Source organism: Bradyrhizobium sp. HKCCYLS3077, assembly GCF_051167555.1.
Classification (GTDB): Bacteria; Pseudomonadota; Alphaproteobacteria; order Rhizobiales; family Xanthobacteraceae; genus Bradyrhizobium.
Map to the genome: position 1 here is coordinate 37,445 of NZ_JBNPTH010000008.1, position 17,712 is coordinate 55,156.

Genomic DNA, 17,712 nt, shown 5'->3' on the forward strand with positions numbered 1-17,712 from the left:
CTTCGATTCAGTTCTTCGCCGCGCTTCACTTGCGGCACATCACGTCCTGCGCTAGTGCAGGCCTGCCGAATTGTCGATCCGTTCCGGAGCCCTGGATGACTTACGTCGTCACCGAAAACTGTATCAAGTGCAAGTATACCGACTGCGTCGAGGTCTGCCCAGTAGACTGCTTCTACGAAGGCGACAACATGCTGGTGATCCATCCGGACGAATGCATCGATTGCGGCGTATGCGAGCCGGAATGCCCGGCCGACGCGATCAAGCCGGATACGGAGCCGGGGCTGGAGAAGTGGCTCGGCGTGAATGCCGAGTATGCCAAGTCCTGGCCCAACATCACCCAGAAGAAGGATCCGCCGGCCGACGCCAAGGAGCACGACGGCGAGGACGGAAAGTTCGAGAAATATTTTTCGTCGAAGCCCGGCGCCGGGGACTGACGGTCACCGCGATACCTCTGCCGCAGCGGCGCCGCGCCGTCTGCAGCGGACTTTGACCGGATCGAAATCGCTACGCGGAAACAAAGGCCTAGACCATGCCCCGCAGCCACGCTGAGCGCTGCGGGAGTTGTTCTATTCCGGCACGGCTCACTTAACCCTAACTTCGCGGATCCGTCACAATACCGCCCCTGAGGCCTCTAAATCATTGATTTTTGCGGGAAATGTGCTATATATGGCACATTCTCAGAGCCGAACCCGGCCATGCGTATTCTTTTTTGGCCGCCCTTTTAGGTTCCCGCAACATCAAACAGGGGCGTGGCAGTTCCGCGCGCAGGCTGTGTCACAGAAAACGCGTAAAAAGAGTGCTTCCAAGAGTACCAAAAAAGCCGCCGCGGCCAGCCGCAGCGTTTCCAAGGGCCGTGCCCGGGCTCCTGTAAAGGAGATTCGGGCTGCCGCAAAGGCCTCGGCTGCCAAGTCCACCAAGAACAAAAGAAGCGCAATGCCTGAAAAGACTGCCAAGACTGCCGCGAAAGCATCCGCCGCGAAGACCCCTCTTGAAAAGGACTCTGTTGCCAAGGCCGCTCCGGCCAAGGCTGCCGCTGCGCCCAAGGCCACCAAGACGGCCGTTCCTGCTGCTGCCCCTGCTGCCAAGGCCCCCGTTGCCGCCAAGCCGGCCGCTCCCGCCGCGGCCGCCCCGCGCGTCGAGGAGAAGAAGCTGCCGACCCAGCGTCAGGGCTTCAAGACCAATGAATTCGTCGTCTATCCGGCTCACGGCGTCGGCCAGATCCTGGCCATCGAGGAGCAGGAGATCGCGGGCGCCAAGCTCGAGCTGTTCGTCATCAACTTCATCAAGGACAAGATGACGCTGCGCGTGCCGACCGCCAAGGTCGCCAATGTCGGCATGCGCAAGCTGTCCGACCCGGCGCTGGTCAAGAAGGCGCTGGAGACCCTCAAGGGCCGCGCCCGCGTCAAGCGCACGATGTGGTCGCGCCGCGCCCAGGAGTACGAAGCGAAGATCAATTCGGGCGACATCGTCGCGATCGCCGAGGTCGTGCGCGACCTCTACCGCTCGGAGTCGCAGCCGGAGCAGTCCTACAGCGAACGCCAGCTCTATGAAGCCGCACTCGACCGGCTGTCGCGCGAGATCGCTGTCGTGCAGCACTCGACCGAGACCGAGGCCGTCAAGGAGATCGAGACGCAGCTCGCCAAGAGCCCGCGCCGCGGTGCCAAGACCGAAGCCGACGCGGTCGCCGAGGGTGATGCAGACGCCGAGGGTGACGACATCGACGGCGACGACACCGCCGTGGCCGACGAAGCCGCCTGATCGACCGTTAGCTCGTTTTCCAATTAGTTGCTTACGAAAGCCCGGCCGCGAGGTCGGGCTTTTTGTTTTGGGGGCACTCGAACCATGCTGGCTGTCCTCCGCTCCAACAAGTGGCTCCGCGCCTTCTGTCGGTTCGCCAGCCTTCTTGGCTATGGCGGGGCGCTCGCGATCTATCATCATGCGCAGCCGATGGCGGCGAAGGCCTACAACGACCTTTGCGCAGGCCAGAGCATGATTTTCTATGGTGCAACGCCGATCATCTGGCTGGGCGTTGCGCTGCTCGTTGCCGGCGTTCCAGCTGTGCTGGTCCGTGGTGCCGTGAGCCTCGTCTTGAATCTGGTCCTCGGGCTGGTGGCACTGCGGGCAGGGATCTCATTGCTCGGCACCGCCGGCCAGCCGCCCTACGAATGTTTCACGCAAGCAGGGACCTACGAAGACAACGTCTCCGGGCTCGGCGACTTCGAGCTTCTGTCGACGCTGCTCGTGCTGCTCTCGTATGTGCTGCTTGTCGCGGAGCTGGTGATCCGGATGCGGCGGAGGTTCATCGCGCGCCGCATCAGCGCGACCACGTCCGGTCTTGTGCTCACTCCACCACGATCTTGACGCGATCACGAACCTTCACCTGGGCGCGGGCGTCGAGGCCGTTGAGCACGCGGAAGCGCTCGATCGGGCGGTCGACGCCGTTCATGCGATGCGCCAGCGATTCGACGGTGTCGCCGGGCTGCACGGTGATGACCTTGATCCGCAGCGGCCGGGCCGACTGGATCTCCTCCAGGCTGAGGCGGCGGAACGAGTTCACGGTCTCGCGGGCGTTGCGCTCGCTCTCGGTGGTCTTCTGGCGCGAGGCGAAGATGAAGCGGTAGACGTCGCTGCCGACGCGCATCGCATAGACCTTGAACTGCCAGGGATCGCCGCTGGCGGTGGTCGAGGCCGCCGGGAAGCCGTTGATAGTCAGCTCCTCGGTCGCGGACTTGTCGACATTCTCCATCCAGCCGGAATTCAGATAGTCGCCGAGCGTCTGCTGGGCCGGCACGCGCACCACGTCGAAGCGCATCGCCTGGGCGCCGCCCTCACGCACGCCGATCACCGCCTGCGCGGTGTTGTCGAGGGTGAAGTTCTCCGGCGCCTGGAAGGTGAAGCCGAGCTTGGGATGCAGGAAGCGGCGGCCGCGGACGAAGCCCTCGCTCGGGTCCTCGCCGTAGACGATGTTGTCGACGGCCGCGAGATAGGTCTCGCGGTCATGCTCCTTGGCCTCCGGCGAGACATATTGCTTGGCGATGGCCGCGGCGTTCTGGACCCGCTCCGGCGTCGCCGGATGCGACGACAGGAAATCCTGCGCCCGCGGGTCGAGCGCGACCTTGCCGGCCTTCAGCTCCGCATTGCGCTCCATCGAGGTCAGGAAGCGGGCGGCGCCGTAGGGATCGAACTTGGCCTTGGCCGAGATGCCGACGCCGATGCCGTCGGCCTCGAACTCCTGCGTGCGCGAGAAGCTCGCCATCGTCAGCTTGGTCTTGGCCAGCGCCAGCGCCGTCAGGTCGGGATCGTTGCTCATGTCCGACACGACGCGGGTGACGACCGCCGCCTGCCGCGCCTGGTCCTCGCGGATCGCGGCGTGCCGCGCCAGCACATGCGCCATCTCGTGGCTCAGCACCGACGACAGCTCCGAGGTGTCGTTGGCCAGCGCAATCAGGCCGCGGGTGACATAGAGCTGGCCGGTCGGCAGCGCGAAGGCGTTGACCGCACCGGAGTTCAGGATCGTGACCTTGTAGCCCTGGTCGGGGCGGTCCGAGACCGCCACCAGCCGGTCGACGATTCGGCCGATCAGCCCTTCGAGCTGGGGGTCTTCGTAGGCGCCGCCGTAGGTTGCAAGAATGCGCTCGTGCTCGCGATCGCTCGCCGGCGTGGTCTGGACCATCGCCGGCTTCGGGCGCGGCGTCGGCAGCGGCGCCGTCGCCTGCTGCAACTTGCCCATGTCGCTGCAACCGGCCAGCGAGAGGCCAAGGACAACCTGGAGGCACAGCAAAGCCGGTGCGATCCGCGAACCGCAGTTCATCACCGTCATGCGCCTTCGAACAGACAGGGTCACGTCGCTACTCACGTACCTTAGCGGTCACTTCCGCTCAAAATCTCGATCTGCGCGGCTTGCGTCAGTTCCAGTCTCGGACCCGCCTGCGCTTCGATCCAACCGCGCACGCGAACCTGCCGATTCGCAAGTGATTTGACGTTGATGCCGGCACCTTCCAATACCGCCATCATACGCTTTGGAATAATCACCGCGAAGCCCCGTGTCCAGCTACGAGCGAAGTTCAGATAAGTTGTTGTGCCCGTCTGTCGTACGGACAACACCTTGCCTTCGACAACCGTAAATAGCCCTGCGCGAGCCAAAATATCGTCTGGACTTTCCGCGTTTTTTATGACGGTTCTAATATTCCAGAGACCCCGGCGCGCCGTGCGCGCCTCATCCTCGGCCAGGCCCAGGCTGGCGGCGCAGTCGCGGTCGGCCAAGTCGATCCCGCGCAGCACGGCCCCGGCCTTCAGCAACCCGATCTGCACCGGCTGATCCCCACCTGTGAGGAATGCGAACGCCCGCTGCCGGCCGTAGCGGTCCGGCGCGTCGTCGTCGCCGCGCAGCACGATGTCGCGGTCGCGCAAGAGCGTGCCGAGTGCCTCGACCGCAGCGGTGAGGTACTCGTCCGGCGGCGCTTCGAGACCGGCAAGCCGCACCTCCCGTCCATCGGATAATCGGAAGCTGCGTGCGTCGACGATGTCGCTGACGCGACCCTCGCCGAGCTCGGCAAACATGCAGGGCGCGGCGTGGCTCGCGGGCGCGGCCGCGCCGATCGCGAACAGCGTGAGGTTGCAGGCGAGAACCCAGTGTCTGGCAGCGATGATGCGGGCGTGCGGCATGACGCATCATCGCACGCTTCGTCCATTCCATTCAGCGGAAAACAGCGGAGCGCATCGTCTTTGTTGAGCGCTTGCCGCGTGCGCGCGCGTGCGTCATGATACGAACTATCAACGAGGCCGTCGCCATGCAGCGGCGTGCCCGCAGGGAGGAATTTGATGAGCAGAACTATCGGCGGCGCCGCGGTGTCATTGTTCACGCTGGCGCTTGCGCTGACCTTGTCGGCCGGTGCGCATGCGCAGAGCAAGCCGCCGCTGAAGATCGGCGGCATTCTCGACATGTCGAGCCTGTATGCCGACATCACCGGCCCCGGCAGCGAGGCTGCGGCGAAGATGGCGGTGGAGGATTTCGGCGGCGAGGTGCTCGGCCGCAAGATCGAGGTGATCGCGGCCGACCATCTCAACAAGGCCGATCTCGCCGCCAACATCGCCCGCGACATGCTCGACAACCAGGGCGTCGAGATGATCTGGGACGTCGCGGCCTCCGCGACCGCGCTCGCCGCCGGTGAGATCGCCAAGGCGCGCAACAAGATCATCATCTTCAACGGCCCCGGCTCGGTGCGTCTCTCCAACGAGGCCTGCGGTCCCTACACCGTGCACTACGTGTTCGACACCTTCGCGCAGGCCAACGTCACCGGCCTCGCCGCGGTGAAGTCGGGTCTCGACAGCTGGTTCTTCCTGACCGCCGACTACGCCTTCGGCCAGGACCTGGAGAAGGACACCACGGCTGTCGTCACGAAGTCGGGCGGCAAGGTGCTCGGCAGCGTCCGCCATCCGCTCAACACCTCGGACTTCTCCTCCTTCCTGCTGCAGGCGCAGGCCTCGAAGGCCAAGGTGATCGGTCTCGCCAATGCCGGCGGCGACACCATCAACGCGATCAAGCAGGCGGCGGAGTTCGGCCTCACCAAGAGCGGGCAGAAGCTGTCGCCGCTGCTCGCCTTCGTCTCCGACATCGACAGCGTCGGGCTGGAGACCGCGCAGGGGCTGCTGGTCGCGGAGGCTTTCTATTGGGATCTCAACGACGACACCCGCGCCTTCACCAAGCGCTTCATGGAGCGGACCAAGCGCGTGCCGACCTCGGCGCAGGCCGGCGTCTACTCCTCGGTGACGCACTATCTGAAGGCGGTGAAGGCCGCCGGCACCACCGATCCCGACGCCGTGATGAAGCTGATGCGCTCGACCGAGATCAACGACATGTTCGCCAAGGGCGGCCGCATCCGCGCCGACGGCCGCATGGTGCACGACATGTATCTGTTCGAGGTCAAGAAGCCGTCGGAGTCGAAGGCGAAGTCCGACGACTACAAGCTGCTCGCGACCGTCACGGGAAACGAGGCGTTCCAGCCGCTGGAATCCTCGCGCTGTCCGCTGGTGAAGAAGTGACCGCCGAACGGCGGTCATTCCGGGGCGCGCGTCAGCGCGAACCCGGAATCTCGATATGAGTCCATCATCTCCGGATTCCGGGTTCGACGCTGGCGCGTCGCCCCGGAATGATGGAGATCAATCGCGAACAGGAGCGCCGGCCATGACCACCAACACCACCGTCCTGCAGCACCTCGACTCCGGCCTGCTCACGATTACGATGAACCGCCCGGAGCGGCGCAACGCACTCAACAGCGATCTGACCAAGGGCCTGGTCGAGGCGGCGCAGCGCGCGGCGAACGATCCCGACGTCCGCGCCGTGCTGCTGAAGGGCGCTGGCGGCACGTTCTGCGTCGGCGGCGACGTCAAGGCGATGGCCGAGGCCAAGACCGCGCCGTCGTTCGAAACCAAGGTCACCAGCTTGCGCGAGCGCATGGAGGTGTCGCGGCTGCTGCATCAGATGCAGAAGCCGGTCATCGCCCAGATCGACGGCGCGGCTGCGGGCGCCGGCCTGTCGATCGCGCTGGCTTGTGATCTCCGCGTCGCCGGCGAATCAGCCAAGATCACGACGGCCTTCGCGAAGGTCGGTTTGTCCGGCGATTTCGGCGGCACCTATTTCCTCACCCAGCTGCTCGGCAGCGCCAAGGCGCGCGAGCTCTATCTCACCTCGCCGATCCTGACCGCGCGCGAGGCGCTGGCGCTGGGCATGGTGACGAAGGTGGTCGCCGATGCCGAGGTCGAGGCCGCCGCGCGCGAACTGGCGCTGTCGCTGGCGCAGGGCCCGAGCGTGACGCTGGGCTACATCAAGCGCAACATCAACAATGCCGAGACGATGACGCTGGAGGCCTGCTTCGACGCCGAGGCCGTGTATCACTCGCGCTGCTCCGACACCGAGGATCACAAGGAAGCGGCGAGGGCCTTCGTCGAAAAGCGTGCACCCGTGTTTCACGGACGTTAAAGCGACCTCCTCCGTCATTGCGAGCGTAGCGAAGCAATCCAGAATCCTTGCTCGGCCCTGGATTGCTTCGCTGCGCTCGCAATGACGGTTGCTGGTGCTGCGGAGCTGTGTCGTAGATCGAACCTCATGAGGCCGGCCATGCCTTACCTCCATTTGCGCCAGATCTGTCTTGTCGCTCGCAGGCTGGAGCCTGTGGTCTCCGACATCGCCGCGATCATGGGGCTGGAGGTCTGCTACCGCGATCCGCATGTCGGCAAATACGGGCTGGAGAACGCGCTGCTGCCGGTCGGGCCGATCCTGCTCGAAGTGATCGCGCCGACCCGCGACGGCACCGCGGCCGGACGCTTTCTCGACAAGTCCGGCGGCCGCGGCGGCTACATGGCGATCCTGTCCTGCGATGATCCGGACGGCCGTGCGGCGCGAGCCAATGCACTGGGCGTGCGCACCGCGAATGTCATCGATCGCGAGACCTATCACGGCGTGCAGTTGCACCCGCGCGACTGCCGCGCCGCCTTCATCGAGCTCAATCACACCGATGGCAGCGACGATGTGCTGGGGCCGTATCCGCCGGCGGGGCCGGATTGGACGCGCGCGATCCGTCACGATGTCACGACGGCGCTGACCGAGGTCGTGCTGCAGAGCCCGGAGCCATCAGCGCTCGCCGCGCATTGGGGACGGATCCTTGATCTAACGTCGGCAACTGGCGGCGAGGGTGAATGGACACTGACGCTGCCGAATGCGGCGATTCGCGTGACGCAAGGCGAGCGCGAGTGCATGAGCGGCTTGTGCTTCCGGACGGATGTGGCTGTTGTCCTCGATGCTGCGCGTGCGCGAGGCTATGCGGTCTCGGGGAACGGGTTCGAGATCGCTGGTGTGACGTTCGCGGTAGTCGCTTGAGATCGGTTTTGAGGGAAACTCGTGCTGCGAACTCGCCGTAACCTCGCCCCGCTTGCGGGGAGAGGTCGGATTGCATCGTCAGATGCAATCCGGGTGAGGGGGACTCTCAGCACGGTCGGTGGGTGGGCCCCTCACCCCAGCCCTCTCCCCGTGAAGGACGGGGAGAGGGAGCGCAGCAGCGATCGTGGCGAGAGTGTAGGTTCACAACAACAATCGCTCACCGTCCCTTGAAGTTCGCGAAGCGGCGCTCCTCGGTGGCCTTGACGCCTTCCTTGAAATCCTCGGTCGCGCGCAGGCGGGTCTGTTCGGCGAGCTCGTGCTCGGTGGCGGCCATCACGCGGTCGGCGAGGTTGGCGCGCATCGTGGCGCGGGTCGAGAGCAGGCCGAGCGGCGAGCATTCGGCGATCTCGGAGGCCAGCTTCATCGCGGCCGTGCGCACCTGGTCCTGCGGCACGCATTCATTGGCGAGGCCCATCTTCAAGGCCTCTTCGCCGGTGACGCGGCGGCTGGTGTAGAACATCAGCTCGGCGTTGTTCTTGCCGACCAGCTCCGGCAGCGTCACCGTCAGGCCGAAGCCGGGATGAAAGCCGAGCTTGGTGAAGTTCGCCGAGAACCGTGCCTCGGGGCAGGTGACCCGGAAATCGGCCGACACGGCAAGTCCAAGTCCCCCACCGATCGCAGCGCCGTGCACGGCGGCGACGACAGGCTTCTTGCAGCGGAAGATGCGCACCGCCTGCATGTAGAGATGGTTGATCGCCCCGAGGCTGTCGGCCGGATCGCCCTTCGCCTCGGCGGCGTCCTGGGCCTGTCGCGCGGGATCGGTGAAGTTGGCGCCGGCGCAGAACGCCTTGCCTTGCGCGGCCAGCACCGAGGCCCGGATCTCGATGTCGCGATCGAATCCCTCAAGCGCGTCCGCGATCTGGTTGATCAGGGAAATGTCGAAGAAGTTCAACGGCGGCCGGCGGATCTCGATCAGGCCGACATGGCCGTGGATCTCGACGCCGATGTCAGGGAAGGTCGTCATGGGGGTGGTCTCCGATTCTATGTCCTCAGGCGTCATTGCGAGGAGCGAAGCGACGAAGCAATCCAGAATCGTCGTGCGGCCCTGGATCGCTTCGCTGCGCTCGCGATGACGGTGCGAGCTGATAGATGTGTGTGCTCGCTTTCGACGGCAGAGCGCCGACGGTGCCTACCGCAACCCCAGTCCGCGCGCGATGATGCCGCGCAGCACCTCGGTGGTGCCGCCCTGGATCGTCAGCTTCGGCGCGGTCTGCATCGCAAAGGTCAGCTGGCTCTCCAGGGTCTCGCGATTGCCGGCGTTCTCGTCGACGAAGGCGGCGAGGTCGCGCACGCGGTGCGGCAGCTGCTGCTCCCAGACGGTGCCGACGTCCTTGACGATCGAGGCCTCCACCACCGGCTCCTTGCCCGCCTGCAGCATGCCGGCGACCGACACCGACATCCGGCGCATCGCATGCAATTGCGCCACCAGCCGGCCGATGCCCTCGGCGCTGCGCGTGTCCGGATCGGGGCCGACCGCGCGCACCAGCTCGGTCAGCACGTAGTAGGTCTCGAGGAACCGTTCCGGCCCGGAGCGCTCATAGGCGAGCTCCGAGGTCGCCTGTTTCCACGCGCCGTCGATCTCGCCGAGTTGATGATCGTCCGGCACGAAGGCGTCGGTGAAGACGACCTCGTTGAACTCCTTCTGCCCGGTGATCTGCGGAATCGGATTCACCTTGATGCCCGGCGATTTCATGTTGACCAGGAACTGCGTCAGGCCGTGACGCCGGTTCTCCTTGGTCGACGGCGATGTGCGGAAGATTGCGATCATGTAGTCGGCCATGTGCGCCGAGGTCGTCCAGATCTTCGAGCCGTTGATCAGCCAGCCGCCGTCGGTCTTCGTCGCGCGCGTCTTGGCCGCAAACAGGTCCGAGCCGGAGTTCGGCTCGCTCATGCCGATCGCAAAGCACAGCTCGCCGCGGCAGATGCGCGGCAGGATGTCCGCCTTGATGTGTTCCGGCGCATAGCGCAGCAGGATCGGCCCGCTCTGGCGGTCGGCGACGAAGAAGCGCCGCACCGGCGCGTTGGCGACGCGCATCTCCTCGGTGACGACGTAGCGCTCCAGGAACGAGCGCTCATGGCCGCCATATTGCTTCGGCCAGGTCATGCCGATCCAGCCGCGCGCGCCGACACGGGCGGAGAACTCGCGCGCGTCGGCGTCCTCGCGCTTGGGCTGGTACGGGTTGAAGGTGCCGGCCGCGATCTCCTCGGCGAGGAAGGCGCGCACCTCCTTGCGCAGCTCCTCGCATTCGGGCGGCAGGCGGATCGGATCGAAACGAAGTGCGGTGGTCATGCGACAATCCTCTTCGTATCAGCGTGACGCGACCAGCGGCCACAACTCGTCGGCGCCGCGTGCGGCGACGCGTTTGCCGAGTTCGACGGCCCAATGGCTCTCGGAGCCGAAATCGTCGCGCCAAGCCAGCGCGCGCAACGAGAAACGGTGCAGGATGTGCTCGGTGGTGAAGGCGATCGCGCCATGGACCTGGTGGGCGATCGCCGCGCCCTTTTCGGCGGCCTCGGCGCAGCGGATCTTGGCGGCCGCCGCTTCCAGGAACACCGCGTCGTCGAATGTGCTGGCGCGCGTGATCGCATCGGCGGCCGAGGTCGCGGCGGCACTGGCCGTGGCGCTTTCGCCGGCGAGCCGGGCGAGGTTGTGCTGCACCGCCTGAAACTTCCCGATCGGCTTCTCGAAGGCGACGCGCTCACCGGCGTAGTTGACGCTGATCGACAGCAGCCGGTCGAGCGCGCCGGCGATCTGCAGGCCGCGCACCACGCCGCCCATCAGCATCAATGTCGCGGCGTCGAAGCCGGCCGGCGCCTTGTTGCTGGCGCGTGGCGCGACTTTGTCGAAAATCACGGTGTCGCTGGAATCATTGGCAACGTTGAGTCCCGGCTCGATGCGCAGCTGCGCGGTCTCGACCAACGCGATCACGGCGCCGTCGGCGCTGTCGGCGATCACCGCGACATGTTTCGCAGCCTTGCCGAATGGCACGCCCCGGGCGCGCCCTGACAGCGTACCGTCGGCGGCGAGCGTGATCCTGTCCTTCGGACTTGCGGGCGCGACGGTCATGGCGCCGTCGGGCGACGACAGGCCGCCCTGCTGCAGCAGCCAGCCGGCCAGCAGCGTTTCGGCGAGCGGCACCGCGATCGCGAACCGTCCCGCGGCGCTGATCACGGCAAAGCCGTCGGCGAGATCAACCCCGGCGCCGCCGAGCTCCTCGCTGACCCAGGCGAGCGGCAGGCCGGCCTCGCTCAGCGCCTGCCACAACGGCGCGGTCCAGCGGCCGTCCTTGTCGTGATTGATCGTCTGCGGGTCGGCGAGATCGGCGAAGATCTTCTCCGCGGTCGCAACGACGATGTTCTCAGCTTCCGCCACGGCGCGCCTCGTCCCTCTCTTGTTGTCCGCTTCGGCTGAAAGCGCCAGCGGTGCTTTGCGGCGCATGATGGGCGCAAGCGCGGTTCCTGACAAGCACTGCGCAGTGCAGGGCCCCGTCCGCTCGCCGCATGGAATCGACGGCGATTTCCGCAACGCGGAGATCGCGCCGATTTGCAGTCGCGGTGATCTTGGCTAGAAGAAGCCAAGCAAACAGGACGGCAAACAGGGAGGAGCGGCATGGCGGAAGGTTCGTGCGCGATCGTGACGGGTTCGGCATCCGGCCTCGGGGCCGCGAGCGCGCTGCTGCTGGCGAAGGCCGGCATGCGCATCGTCGTCAACTATTCCAACAGCAAGACCGAGGCGGAGCAGACCGCCGATCTGTGCCGCAAGGAGGGCGTCGAGGTCGTCGTCGTCCAGGGCGATGTGTCGCGTGACGAGGATTGCCGCAAGATCGTCGCGGCGGCGGCGCCCTGGGGCCGGCTCGACGCGCTGGTCAACAATGCCGGCACCACCAAGCATGTGCCGCATGATCAGCTCGACGGCCTGTCGGCGGAGGATTTCCAGCGCATCTACGCGGTCAACACCATCGGCCCGTTCCAGATGGTGCGTGCCGCGCGGCCGCTGCTCGAAGCCGCGGCGAAGGCGACGGTGCGCGCCTCGGCCGTCGTCAACGTCTCCTCGGTCGCGGGCATCAGCGGCATCGGCTCATCAGTTGCTTACGCGGCGAGCAAGGGCGCGCTGAACACGATGACCCTGTCGCTGTCGCGGGCGCTGGCGCCGTCGATCCGCGTCAACACCGTTTGCCCGGGCTATATCGATACGCCCTGGTTCACCAAGGGCCGCGGCGAAGCCGGCGCCAAGCAGGTGCGCGATGCCGTGGTGGCGCGGGTGCCGCTGCGCGCGGCGTCATCGGCCGAGGACATCGCGCAGCTGGTGGCGTTCCTGGCGAGCCCGGCGTCCGGCCACATGACCGGCGAGGTCGTGCGCATGGACGCGGGGATGCATCTGCTCGGATGAGAGCGGTGTCGCGTCGTCAGGGGGCGACGCCATCCGCCATTTTCGCGTAGCCCCTGGATTGCTTCGCTGCGCTCGCAATGACGCGGATGGAGCACCGCAGTCACTCCGTCATTGCGAGCGCAGCGAAGCAATCCAGAGGCCCAGTAAGGAATCTGAATTGCTTCGCCGTGCTCGCGATGTCGCGGAGGTCAGCGGTTGTAGTCGCGGATCGTGCCGCTGGCGACCAGCCGGTTCCAGATGAACAGCACGGCGACGGCGCCGATCGTCGCGGTGATGAAGCCGGCCCCCTGGTTCGGACCGTAATGGCCAATGGCCTGGCCGACGGCGGTGGCGAGGAACGCACCGACGATGCCGAGCACGGTGGTGAGAATGAAGCCGGAGGGATTGTTCGGTCCCGGCGACAGCAGCCGCGCCAGCAGTCCGGCGACGAAGCCGACGATCAGTATGTAGATCATGGAATCATCCTTGCCTGATGGCCGCGCTCAGATCCGGCCCGCGAGCTCATGCTCGGTCGGCAGCCGTCCGTCCGGCGTCAGCTGGTCGATCACCCTCGGCAGGTATTGGCTCAATCCGCTCAACAGTTCGTCGCGCGACAGGCCGCTCTGCGCGGTGAGCTGATCGAGCTGGTCGGCGCCGAGCGCATTGGCGAGATCGCCGGGGGAGATCGGCTTGTTCTCACCGGGCGAGACCCAGGAGTTCGCGGTGTCGCCGTGACCCTTCTCCTGGAATTGGCGCAGGAGATCGCCGAGTCCGCCGGACAGCACGCTGCCCGCGGCGCCGCCAGCCAGCAGACCGCCGAGCCCGCCGGCAATGATGTTGCCGAGACCACCACCAAGACCGCCGCCAAGTCCGCCACCTTGGTGACCGGTCGGCTGCGGCGGCGGAACCGGCGCGGGCGCCGCATTCGGCTGCTGCCCATTCTGCGAGAAGTGCTTGACGGCCTTCCACGCCAGCAAGGCGAGGATGGCCATGGTCATCGGCGACATGCCGCCGCTCTTCTGCGTCGTCGGGTGACTGGGCCCGTTCGGGCCGTTCTGCATGCCGTTGAGGATATCGAGTAGACCCATTGACCGCCTCCGTGCGCGCCCCGCACGTCAAGCTATGGCTTGGCCCGGAGCGTTACAAGGCGGGCGGAATCGCCGCATCTTCAACATGCTCCGCGCGCGCGGGTCGGCTCAGTTCCTGGCGTCCGCTCGCTTGGGCGCCTTGGCGGCCGGCGGCGCTGCCGCGGTCTCGCGCGGACCGGTGAACATGCGCTTCAGCTCGTCGAGCTTCTCGGACAGGACCGGGAAATTGCACGAAAACGAATCGCGCCGGCCGCCGTCCTTGGCACATTGCGCGGCCTTGATGCGGGCGCGGGCCTCCGCGGTCGAAGCGGGCGGCGGCACACCGCCCTGGGCCGTCGCGGCTGGCGGCTTGGCCGGTCGCGGCTGCGGCGGTGGCGCCGGCATCGCGGGCTTCGGCGGCTCGATCGCGGCGCGCGCCGTCATCTCGCGCAATGTCGGCTGCAGCTCCTGGGGCTGCGGCCGCGACATCATCGCGGAGCTCATGTTGGAGTGGCGCTGCCGCTCCAGATATTGCGTATACTGCTGGTCGATGAACTTCTGCTCGTCCGGCGTCGGATTGGGGCCGGCGATGTCGAAGCTGCGGTCCTGCATGAAGTCGTAATAGACATAGCCGCCGCCGGGCTTCCGTCTCCCGGCAAATTTCGCGTTGCATTGCGCGAGCGCAGCCGTCTTCTCCTCCTTGGAGGCGGACTTCTCGGCCGCGTCGGCGCATTCCTCGAAATCCGTCGGCGAGCGACTCCACCATTCGGCGTGCGCGCGTTGAGGTTGCGCGGCGGGAAGGCAGGTCAACGCTGCGAAAACCAATATTGGCAAGCGGGGTCGATACACGAACGGCAATCCTCAACGTCTCGCTGCCTCAGATGACCGGAGATTGTCGCCAATTTGCGGCGGGGTGTGACTCCAATGCTGCGTAAATTTGGACTTTCTTCTTTGTTTGCCGTGGTTCCGTGATCGACTTGCCACACTTGGTTCAGCCTTCACGGCCATGAGGTGAGTGAATCACGCCTGGCTGTGGCGCGCAAACGATACGCGGCATGGTTTTACCGTTTTTCTCCCGCCGTGGTTGACAAGGCAAATCTTGACGGTGGAAAGATTTCGGTTGACGGCAGGTTCCCCCGGCCCTAAAGCTTAATCTTGACATTGGAAAGATGGCGCGCGCCGGAGCGGCGCGGGGGAGGCTGGTATGAAGGTATTCCTCACGGTGAAATTGGCGTTGCTGCCGTTCGTGGTGTTCTGGGCTCTGCTCGCCTGGAACCAGCCCGCATGGGCGGTCTGGTCGGCGCTGGCGCTGGCGGTCGCCGGCAATGTCTGGCGCGCCTTCCGCGGCGAGCTGGCGCTGCTCGAACTCGGCGGCCTTGCCTTGTTCGTCATGCTGGCGATCGCGAACGACGTGGCGCCGAACTGGACGATGGCCAATGCGCTGTGGCTGTCCTTCGCCGCGCTCGGGCTGATCAGCTTCGCCTCGCTCGCGGTCGGCCGGCCCTGGACCGCGGACTATTCCCGTTCGGCCTATGCCGACAGCGCCGCGACACCGCAGTTTCATCTGATCAACATGCTGATGACCGGGCTCTGGGGTGTCCTGTTTCTCCTGCTCGGCCTGTGCCGCTGGGCCGGCGTCGCCTCCTGGATCACCACCGCGATCGTCGTCGGCGGTGCGCTGGTCTCGATCTTCGGGCCCCGCCTCGCCGTCCGCCAGGCGCTGCAGCGCATGCGGGCCGCGCGCGAGGACTATCATTGGCCGGCCCCGCGCTTCACCGGCCAGGCCGAGACCGATCAGGCCAAGACCGATTGCGACGTCGCGGTGATCGGCGCCGGCATCGGCGGCCTCACCGCGGCGGCGCTGCTCGCCGACTCCGGGCTGAAGGTGAAGGTGTTCGACCACCACGTGGTGCCCGGCGGCTTCTGCCACACCTATCTGCGCAAGGCGCATCACGACAACAAGCCGGTGCTGTACCGCTTCGATGCCGGCCCGCATGATTTCTCCGGCGTCTGGCCCGGCGGTCCCGTCGACAGCGTGCTGCGCCGTCTCGGCGTGGCCGATCGCATCCAGTGGAAGCGCGTCACCCATTCCTATCGCCTCGCCGGCCGCCGCATCGACGTCCCCGAGGACTGGCGCGCCTATGTCCGCCTGCTCTGCGAGATGTTTCCCGCCAGCGCCGACGGGTTGACCCGGCTGTTCGACACCATCCACGCGATCTTCGAGAGCATGTACGCGACCGGGCAGGGCCGCAGCGGCATTCCCGGCATGCCCGCGACCCTGGAGGAGCTGCTCGCCTTCCCGCGCAAGCATCCGCAGGCCTATCGCTGGATGAACCGCCCGTTCGACGAGCTGGTCGCCGCGCACGTCTCCGATCCCGAACTGATCAGCACGCTCAACGCGCTCTCCGGCTATCTCGGCGACGGCAGCGAGACGCTTTCGTGCGCGCAGATGGTCCCGATCTTCGGCTATTACTTCAAGGGCGGATTCTATCCCGTCGGCGGCTCCGGTCATCTCGCCGACGTGCTGACGGATGCGATCACCGCGCGCGGCGGCGAGGTGCAGTTGAAGTCGCAGGTGACGCGAATCCTGGTCGAGCAGGGGCGCGCCGCCGGCGTCGTGCTCGCCAACGGCCGCACCATCCGGGCGCAAGCGGTCGTCTCGAATGCCGACCTCAAGCGCACCTTCACCGAGCTTTTGAAGCCCGAGGATCTGCCCGCCGCGTTCCGGGAGCGCGCCGCCGCGATCGCGCCGGCCACCTCCTGCTTCTCGGTGCATCTCGGCCTCGACATCGTGCCCGACATCGCCCCGGCCACCCATCTCGACACGCCGATGGGCGTCGGGCTTGCGGTGATGTCGAAGCTCGATCCGTCGGCCGCGCCCGAAGGCCATTCGACGATGACCATCATCACCCTCGTTCCGCATGAGCAGGCCAAGGCCTGGTTTCCGGCAGAGGGCGGCGACGACTGGAAGGCGTGGCGCCGTTCGCCGGAGTACGAGGCGCGCAAGCAGGAGCTGGGCGACGCCATGGTCGCGGCCGCCGAAACCGTCATTCCCGATCTGTCCAAGCACATCGTCTATCGCACCGATGCGAGCCCGGTGACCTATGCGCGCTACGATCTCGCCAGCGCCGGCTCGATCTACGGCGTCGGGCGCGCCGGCCGGCTCAAGGGCGCCAAGGCACCGGTGTCCAACCTGGTCATCGCCGGCGGCGGCAATGCCGGAGCAGGTGTCGAGGCGGTGGTGATTTCAGGGGCCGAGGCGGCCGAAGCGCTGCTCCCGGGCCTGCTGGCCGGCGCCGCGCGGGCCGGCTCGCGGCAGCAGACCGAGCAGCCCGCGCGGGCGGCGGAGACGCGGCCCGTAACCGCGGCCAATCAGGGCGTGTAGAGATAGCGCAGCAGGGTGCGACCGACAGCCTCGAGGCTCTGCGCCGAGCACTGCTCGATCGTGTCCTGCGTCGTGTTGAAATAGGGCTCGTAGTCGAAGTCGATGACCAGGAAGCTCGGGATGCCCGCCTGCATCAGCGCGGTGTGGTCGTCACTGATCGGATAGGCGGTCGGCTCCGGCGAGAACGCCTGCGGCGCGATCCGGCTGCCGATGCTCCAGAACTTCTTGACCTCCGGCAGCGCCGAGGCGAGCGACGACGGCTCAGGCTGCAGCCTGAGGTCCTTGTCGCAGACCATGTCGAAATCGACCGCCTTCTCCGGCTTTATGGTCGGGTAATAGGTCTTCAGATTGGCCGCGAAATGGGGCGAGCCCAGGGGGCGCCAGGTCGGATCGCCGGCGCCGAGCGATTTCGGCCCCTCTTCGCCGTCGAAGAAGATGAAGTCGATGCCGATGTCCGGCTTGCCCGACAGCGACAGCACGCGCGCGGTCTCCAGCAGCAGCGCCACGGCGGACGCCGAGTTGTTGGCGCCCGGCATCGGGGCATCAGGCGTTTTCGGATCGCGATAGGCCTTGATGATGCTGTCGTAATGCGTGGCCACGATGATGCGGCGCGGGTTCTGCACCTGGAAGCGGGCGATGATGTTGGTGAGCGGGATCGCCTTGCCGTCGTCGCCCTTGGCCGTGAAGCTCTGCGTCAGCACCGCCTCGGCGGCGCTCTTGGCCATCGCCGCCTTGATGTAGTCGATGGTCTTCTGGTGCCCGGGCTCGCCCATCGAGCGCGGCGTGAACTTCAAGAGGTCGGCGATGTGTCCGAGCGCGCGCTGGCCGTCCCACAGCTCGATCTGGGCGTCCGCCGCCTGCGCGGGCAGCGACATCAGCAGCAGCGCGGCCGTTGCCGCGGTCGCGGCGAGGCGGGGCCAGAACTCGGTCATTCGCAAAGCTCTTCGATGATGAA

General features: G+C 66.4%; 17 protein-coding genes. 8 read left to right on the forward strand and 9 right to left on the reverse strand.

What is annotated here, in order from left to right:
• The first annotated feature begins 95 nt into the window (after nucleotides 1-95).
• The 3 genes from fdxA to ACQR0Z_RS28660 all read left to right on the forward strand — a co-directional run bounded on the left by fdxA (nucleotide 96) and on the right by ACQR0Z_RS28660 (nucleotide 2,361).
• Nucleotides 96-434 carry a ferredoxin FdxA gene (fdxA, locus tag ACQR0Z_RS28650; protein WP_035660174.1) on the forward strand — a complete coding sequence of 113 codons (339 nt, stop codon included), beginning with the start codon at nucleotides 96-98 and terminating at the stop codon, nucleotides 432-434.
• A 499-nt stretch (nucleotides 435-933) separates the two neighbouring features.
• A complete protein-coding gene (locus ACQR0Z_RS28655) occupies nucleotides 934-1,758 on the forward strand; it encodes a CarD family transcriptional regulator (protein ID WP_434920848.1) in 825 nt (274 codons plus the stop codon).
• A gap of 84 nt (nucleotides 1,759-1,842) precedes the next feature.
• Entirely contained in the window at nucleotides 1,843-2,361 is a 519-nt protein-coding gene (locus ACQR0Z_RS28660; RefSeq protein ID WP_434920849.1) for a hypothetical protein, read from the forward strand.
• Here ACQR0Z_RS28660 and ACQR0Z_RS28665 read toward each other — a convergent pair.
• Together ACQR0Z_RS28665 and ACQR0Z_RS28670 are read right to left on the reverse strand one after the other, a co-directional pair.
• Complete coding sequence (locus ACQR0Z_RS28665) at nucleotides 2,342-3,820, reverse strand: M48 family metalloprotease (RefSeq protein WP_434861892.1); 1,479 nt, start codon at nucleotides 3,818-3,820, stop codon at nucleotides 2,342-2,344. The genes ACQR0Z_RS28660 and ACQR0Z_RS28665 overlap by 20 nt on opposite strands.
• A gap of 41 nt (nucleotides 3,821-3,861) precedes the next feature.
• On the reverse strand, nucleotides 3,862-4,665 hold the full coding sequence (locus tag ACQR0Z_RS28670) for a thermonuclease family protein (protein ID WP_434920850.1): 804 nt from the start codon (nucleotides 4,663-4,665) through the stop codon (nucleotides 3,862-3,864).
• 156 nt (nucleotides 4,666-4,821) lie between these two features.
• On the opposite strand from ACQR0Z_RS28670, the gene ACQR0Z_RS28675 reads away from it, so the two are divergent.
• The 3 genes from ACQR0Z_RS28675 to ACQR0Z_RS28685 all read left to right on the forward strand — a co-directional run bounded on the left by ACQR0Z_RS28675 (nucleotide 4,822) and on the right by ACQR0Z_RS28685 (nucleotide 7,876).
• Entirely contained in the window at nucleotides 4,822-6,042 is a 1,221-nt protein-coding gene (locus tag ACQR0Z_RS28675) for an ABC transporter substrate-binding protein (protein ID WP_434861887.1), read from the forward strand.
• Between the two features lie 142 nt (nucleotides 6,043-6,184).
• Nucleotides 6,185-6,979, forward strand: coding sequence for an enoyl-CoA hydratase (locus ACQR0Z_RS28680; RefSeq protein ID WP_434920851.1), 795 nt, complete (start codon nucleotides 6,185-6,187; stop codon nucleotides 6,977-6,979).
• A gap of 138 nt (nucleotides 6,980-7,117) precedes the next feature.
• Nucleotides 7,118-7,876: a VOC family protein gene (locus ACQR0Z_RS28685; protein WP_434920852.1), complete on the forward strand. Its 759-nt coding sequence runs from the start codon at nucleotides 7,118-7,120 to the stop codon at nucleotides 7,874-7,876.
• A 217-nt stretch (nucleotides 7,877-8,093) separates the two neighbouring features.
• Here ACQR0Z_RS28685 and ACQR0Z_RS28690 read toward each other — a convergent pair whose 3' ends face one another.
• The 3 genes from ACQR0Z_RS28690 to ACQR0Z_RS28700 all read right to left on the reverse strand — a co-directional run bounded on the left by ACQR0Z_RS28690 (nucleotide 8,094) and on the right by ACQR0Z_RS28700 (nucleotide 11,309).
• On the reverse strand, nucleotides 8,094-8,900 hold the full coding sequence (locus tag ACQR0Z_RS28690; RefSeq protein WP_434878043.1) for an enoyl-CoA hydratase/isomerase family protein: 807 nt from the start codon (nucleotides 8,898-8,900) through the stop codon (nucleotides 8,094-8,096).
• 165 nt (nucleotides 8,901-9,065) lie between these two features.
• Nucleotides 9,066-10,226, reverse strand: coding sequence for an acyl-CoA dehydrogenase family protein (locus ACQR0Z_RS28695; RefSeq protein WP_434920853.1), 1,161 nt, complete (start codon nucleotides 10,224-10,226; stop codon nucleotides 9,066-9,068).
• A gap of 18 nt (nucleotides 10,227-10,244) precedes the next feature.
• Complete coding sequence (locus ACQR0Z_RS28700) at nucleotides 10,245-11,309, reverse strand: acyl-CoA dehydrogenase family protein (RefSeq protein WP_434861882.1); 1,065 nt, start codon at nucleotides 11,307-11,309, stop codon at nucleotides 10,245-10,247.
• A gap of 237 nt (nucleotides 11,310-11,546) precedes the next feature.
• On the opposite strand from ACQR0Z_RS28700, the gene ACQR0Z_RS28705 reads away from it, so the two are divergent.
• Nucleotides 11,547-12,326 carry an SDR family NAD(P)-dependent oxidoreductase gene (locus ACQR0Z_RS28705; protein WP_434861881.1) on the forward strand — a complete coding sequence of 260 codons (780 nt, stop codon included), beginning with the start codon at nucleotides 11,547-11,549 and terminating at the stop codon, nucleotides 12,324-12,326.
• Between the two features lie 188 nt (nucleotides 12,327-12,514).
• Here the strand turns inward: ACQR0Z_RS28705 and ACQR0Z_RS28710 are convergent, their stop codons facing one another.
• From ACQR0Z_RS28710 to ACQR0Z_RS28720, 3 genes are all read right to left on the reverse strand, one after another.
• Complete coding sequence (locus ACQR0Z_RS28710) at nucleotides 12,515-12,781, reverse strand: GlsB/YeaQ/YmgE family stress response membrane protein (protein WP_434861880.1); 267 nt, start codon at nucleotides 12,779-12,781, stop codon at nucleotides 12,515-12,517.
• A 27-nt stretch (nucleotides 12,782-12,808) separates the two neighbouring features.
• On the reverse strand, nucleotides 12,809-13,393 hold the full coding sequence (locus ACQR0Z_RS28715; protein ID WP_434920854.1) for a YidB family protein: 585 nt from the start codon (nucleotides 13,391-13,393) through the stop codon (nucleotides 12,809-12,811).
• A 108-nt stretch (nucleotides 13,394-13,501) separates the two neighbouring features.
• Nucleotides 13,502-14,206, reverse strand: coding sequence for a hypothetical protein (locus ACQR0Z_RS28720; RefSeq protein WP_434921038.1), 705 nt, complete (start codon nucleotides 14,204-14,206; stop codon nucleotides 13,502-13,504).
• Nucleotides 14,207-14,576: 370 nt separating this feature from the next.
• On the opposite strand from ACQR0Z_RS28720, the gene ACQR0Z_RS28725 reads away from it, so the two are divergent.
• Nucleotides 14,577-16,757, forward strand: a complete 2,181-nt coding sequence (locus ACQR0Z_RS28725; RefSeq protein WP_434920855.1) for a phytoene desaturase family protein — start codon at nucleotides 14,577-14,579, stop codon at nucleotides 16,755-16,757.
• On the opposite strand, the gene ACQR0Z_RS28730 is transcribed toward ACQR0Z_RS28725, so the two are convergent.
• A complete protein-coding gene (locus tag ACQR0Z_RS28730; protein WP_434920856.1) occupies nucleotides 16,745-17,689 on the reverse strand; it encodes a M28 family peptidase in 945 nt (314 codons plus the stop codon). The two genes, ACQR0Z_RS28725 and ACQR0Z_RS28730, sit on opposite strands and share 13 nt — an antisense overlap.
• Nucleotides 17,690-17,712 lie beyond the last annotated feature (23 nt).

What these genes read in the sequence shown, in the direction of transcription:
- ACQR0Z_RS28730 (WP_434920856.1), bottom strand. Translation starts at nt 17,689, where the DNA reads ATGACCGAGTTCTGGCCCCGCCTCGCCGCGACCGCGGCAACGGCCGCG.
- ACQR0Z_RS28665 (WP_434861892.1), bottom strand. Translation starts at nt 3,820, where the DNA reads ATGACGGTGATGAACTGCGGTTCGCGGATCGCACCGGCTTTGCTGTGC.
- ACQR0Z_RS28710 (WP_434861880.1), bottom strand. Translation starts at nt 12,781, where the DNA reads ATGATCTACATACTGATCGTCGGCTTCGTCGCCGGACTGCTGGCGCGG.
- fdxA (WP_035660174.1), top strand. Translation starts at nt 96, where the DNA reads ATGACTTACGTCGTCACCGAAAACTGTATCAAGTGCAAGTATACCGAC.
- ACQR0Z_RS28715 (WP_434920854.1), bottom strand. Translation starts at nt 13,393, where the DNA reads ATGGGTCTACTCGATATCCTCAACGGCATGCAGAACGGCCCGAACGGG.
- ACQR0Z_RS28725 (WP_434920855.1), top strand. Translation starts at nt 14,577, where the DNA reads ATGAAGGTATTCCTCACGGTGAAATTGGCGTTGCTGCCGTTCGTGGTG.
- ACQR0Z_RS28685 (WP_434920852.1), top strand. Translation starts at nt 7,118, where the DNA reads ATGCCTTACCTCCATTTGCGCCAGATCTGTCTTGTCGCTCGCAGGCTG.
- ACQR0Z_RS28675 (WP_434861887.1), top strand. Translation starts at nt 4,822, where the DNA reads ATGAGCAGAACTATCGGCGGCGCCGCGGTGTCATTGTTCACGCTGGCG.
- ACQR0Z_RS28680 (WP_434920851.1), top strand. Translation starts at nt 6,185, where the DNA reads ATGACCACCAACACCACCGTCCTGCAGCACCTCGACTCCGGCCTGCTC.
- ACQR0Z_RS28695 (WP_434920853.1), bottom strand. Translation starts at nt 10,226, where the DNA reads ATGACCACCGCACTTCGTTTCGATCCGATCCGCCTGCCGCCCGAATGC.
- ACQR0Z_RS28655 (WP_434920848.1), top strand. Translation starts at nt 934, where the DNA reads ATGCCTGAAAAGACTGCCAAGACTGCCGCGAAAGCATCCGCCGCGAAG.
- ACQR0Z_RS28690 (WP_434878043.1), bottom strand. Translation starts at nt 8,900, where the DNA reads ATGACGACCTTCCCTGACATCGGCGTCGAGATCCACGGCCATGTCGGC.
- ACQR0Z_RS28705 (WP_434861881.1), top strand. Translation starts at nt 11,547, where the DNA reads ATGGCGGAAGGTTCGTGCGCGATCGTGACGGGTTCGGCATCCGGCCTC.
- ACQR0Z_RS28660 (WP_434920849.1), top strand. Translation starts at nt 1,843, where the DNA reads ATGCTGGCTGTCCTCCGCTCCAACAAGTGGCTCCGCGCCTTCTGTCGG.
- ACQR0Z_RS28670 (WP_434920850.1), bottom strand. Translation starts at nt 4,665, where the DNA reads ATGCCGCACGCCCGCATCATCGCTGCCAGACACTGGGTTCTCGCCTGC.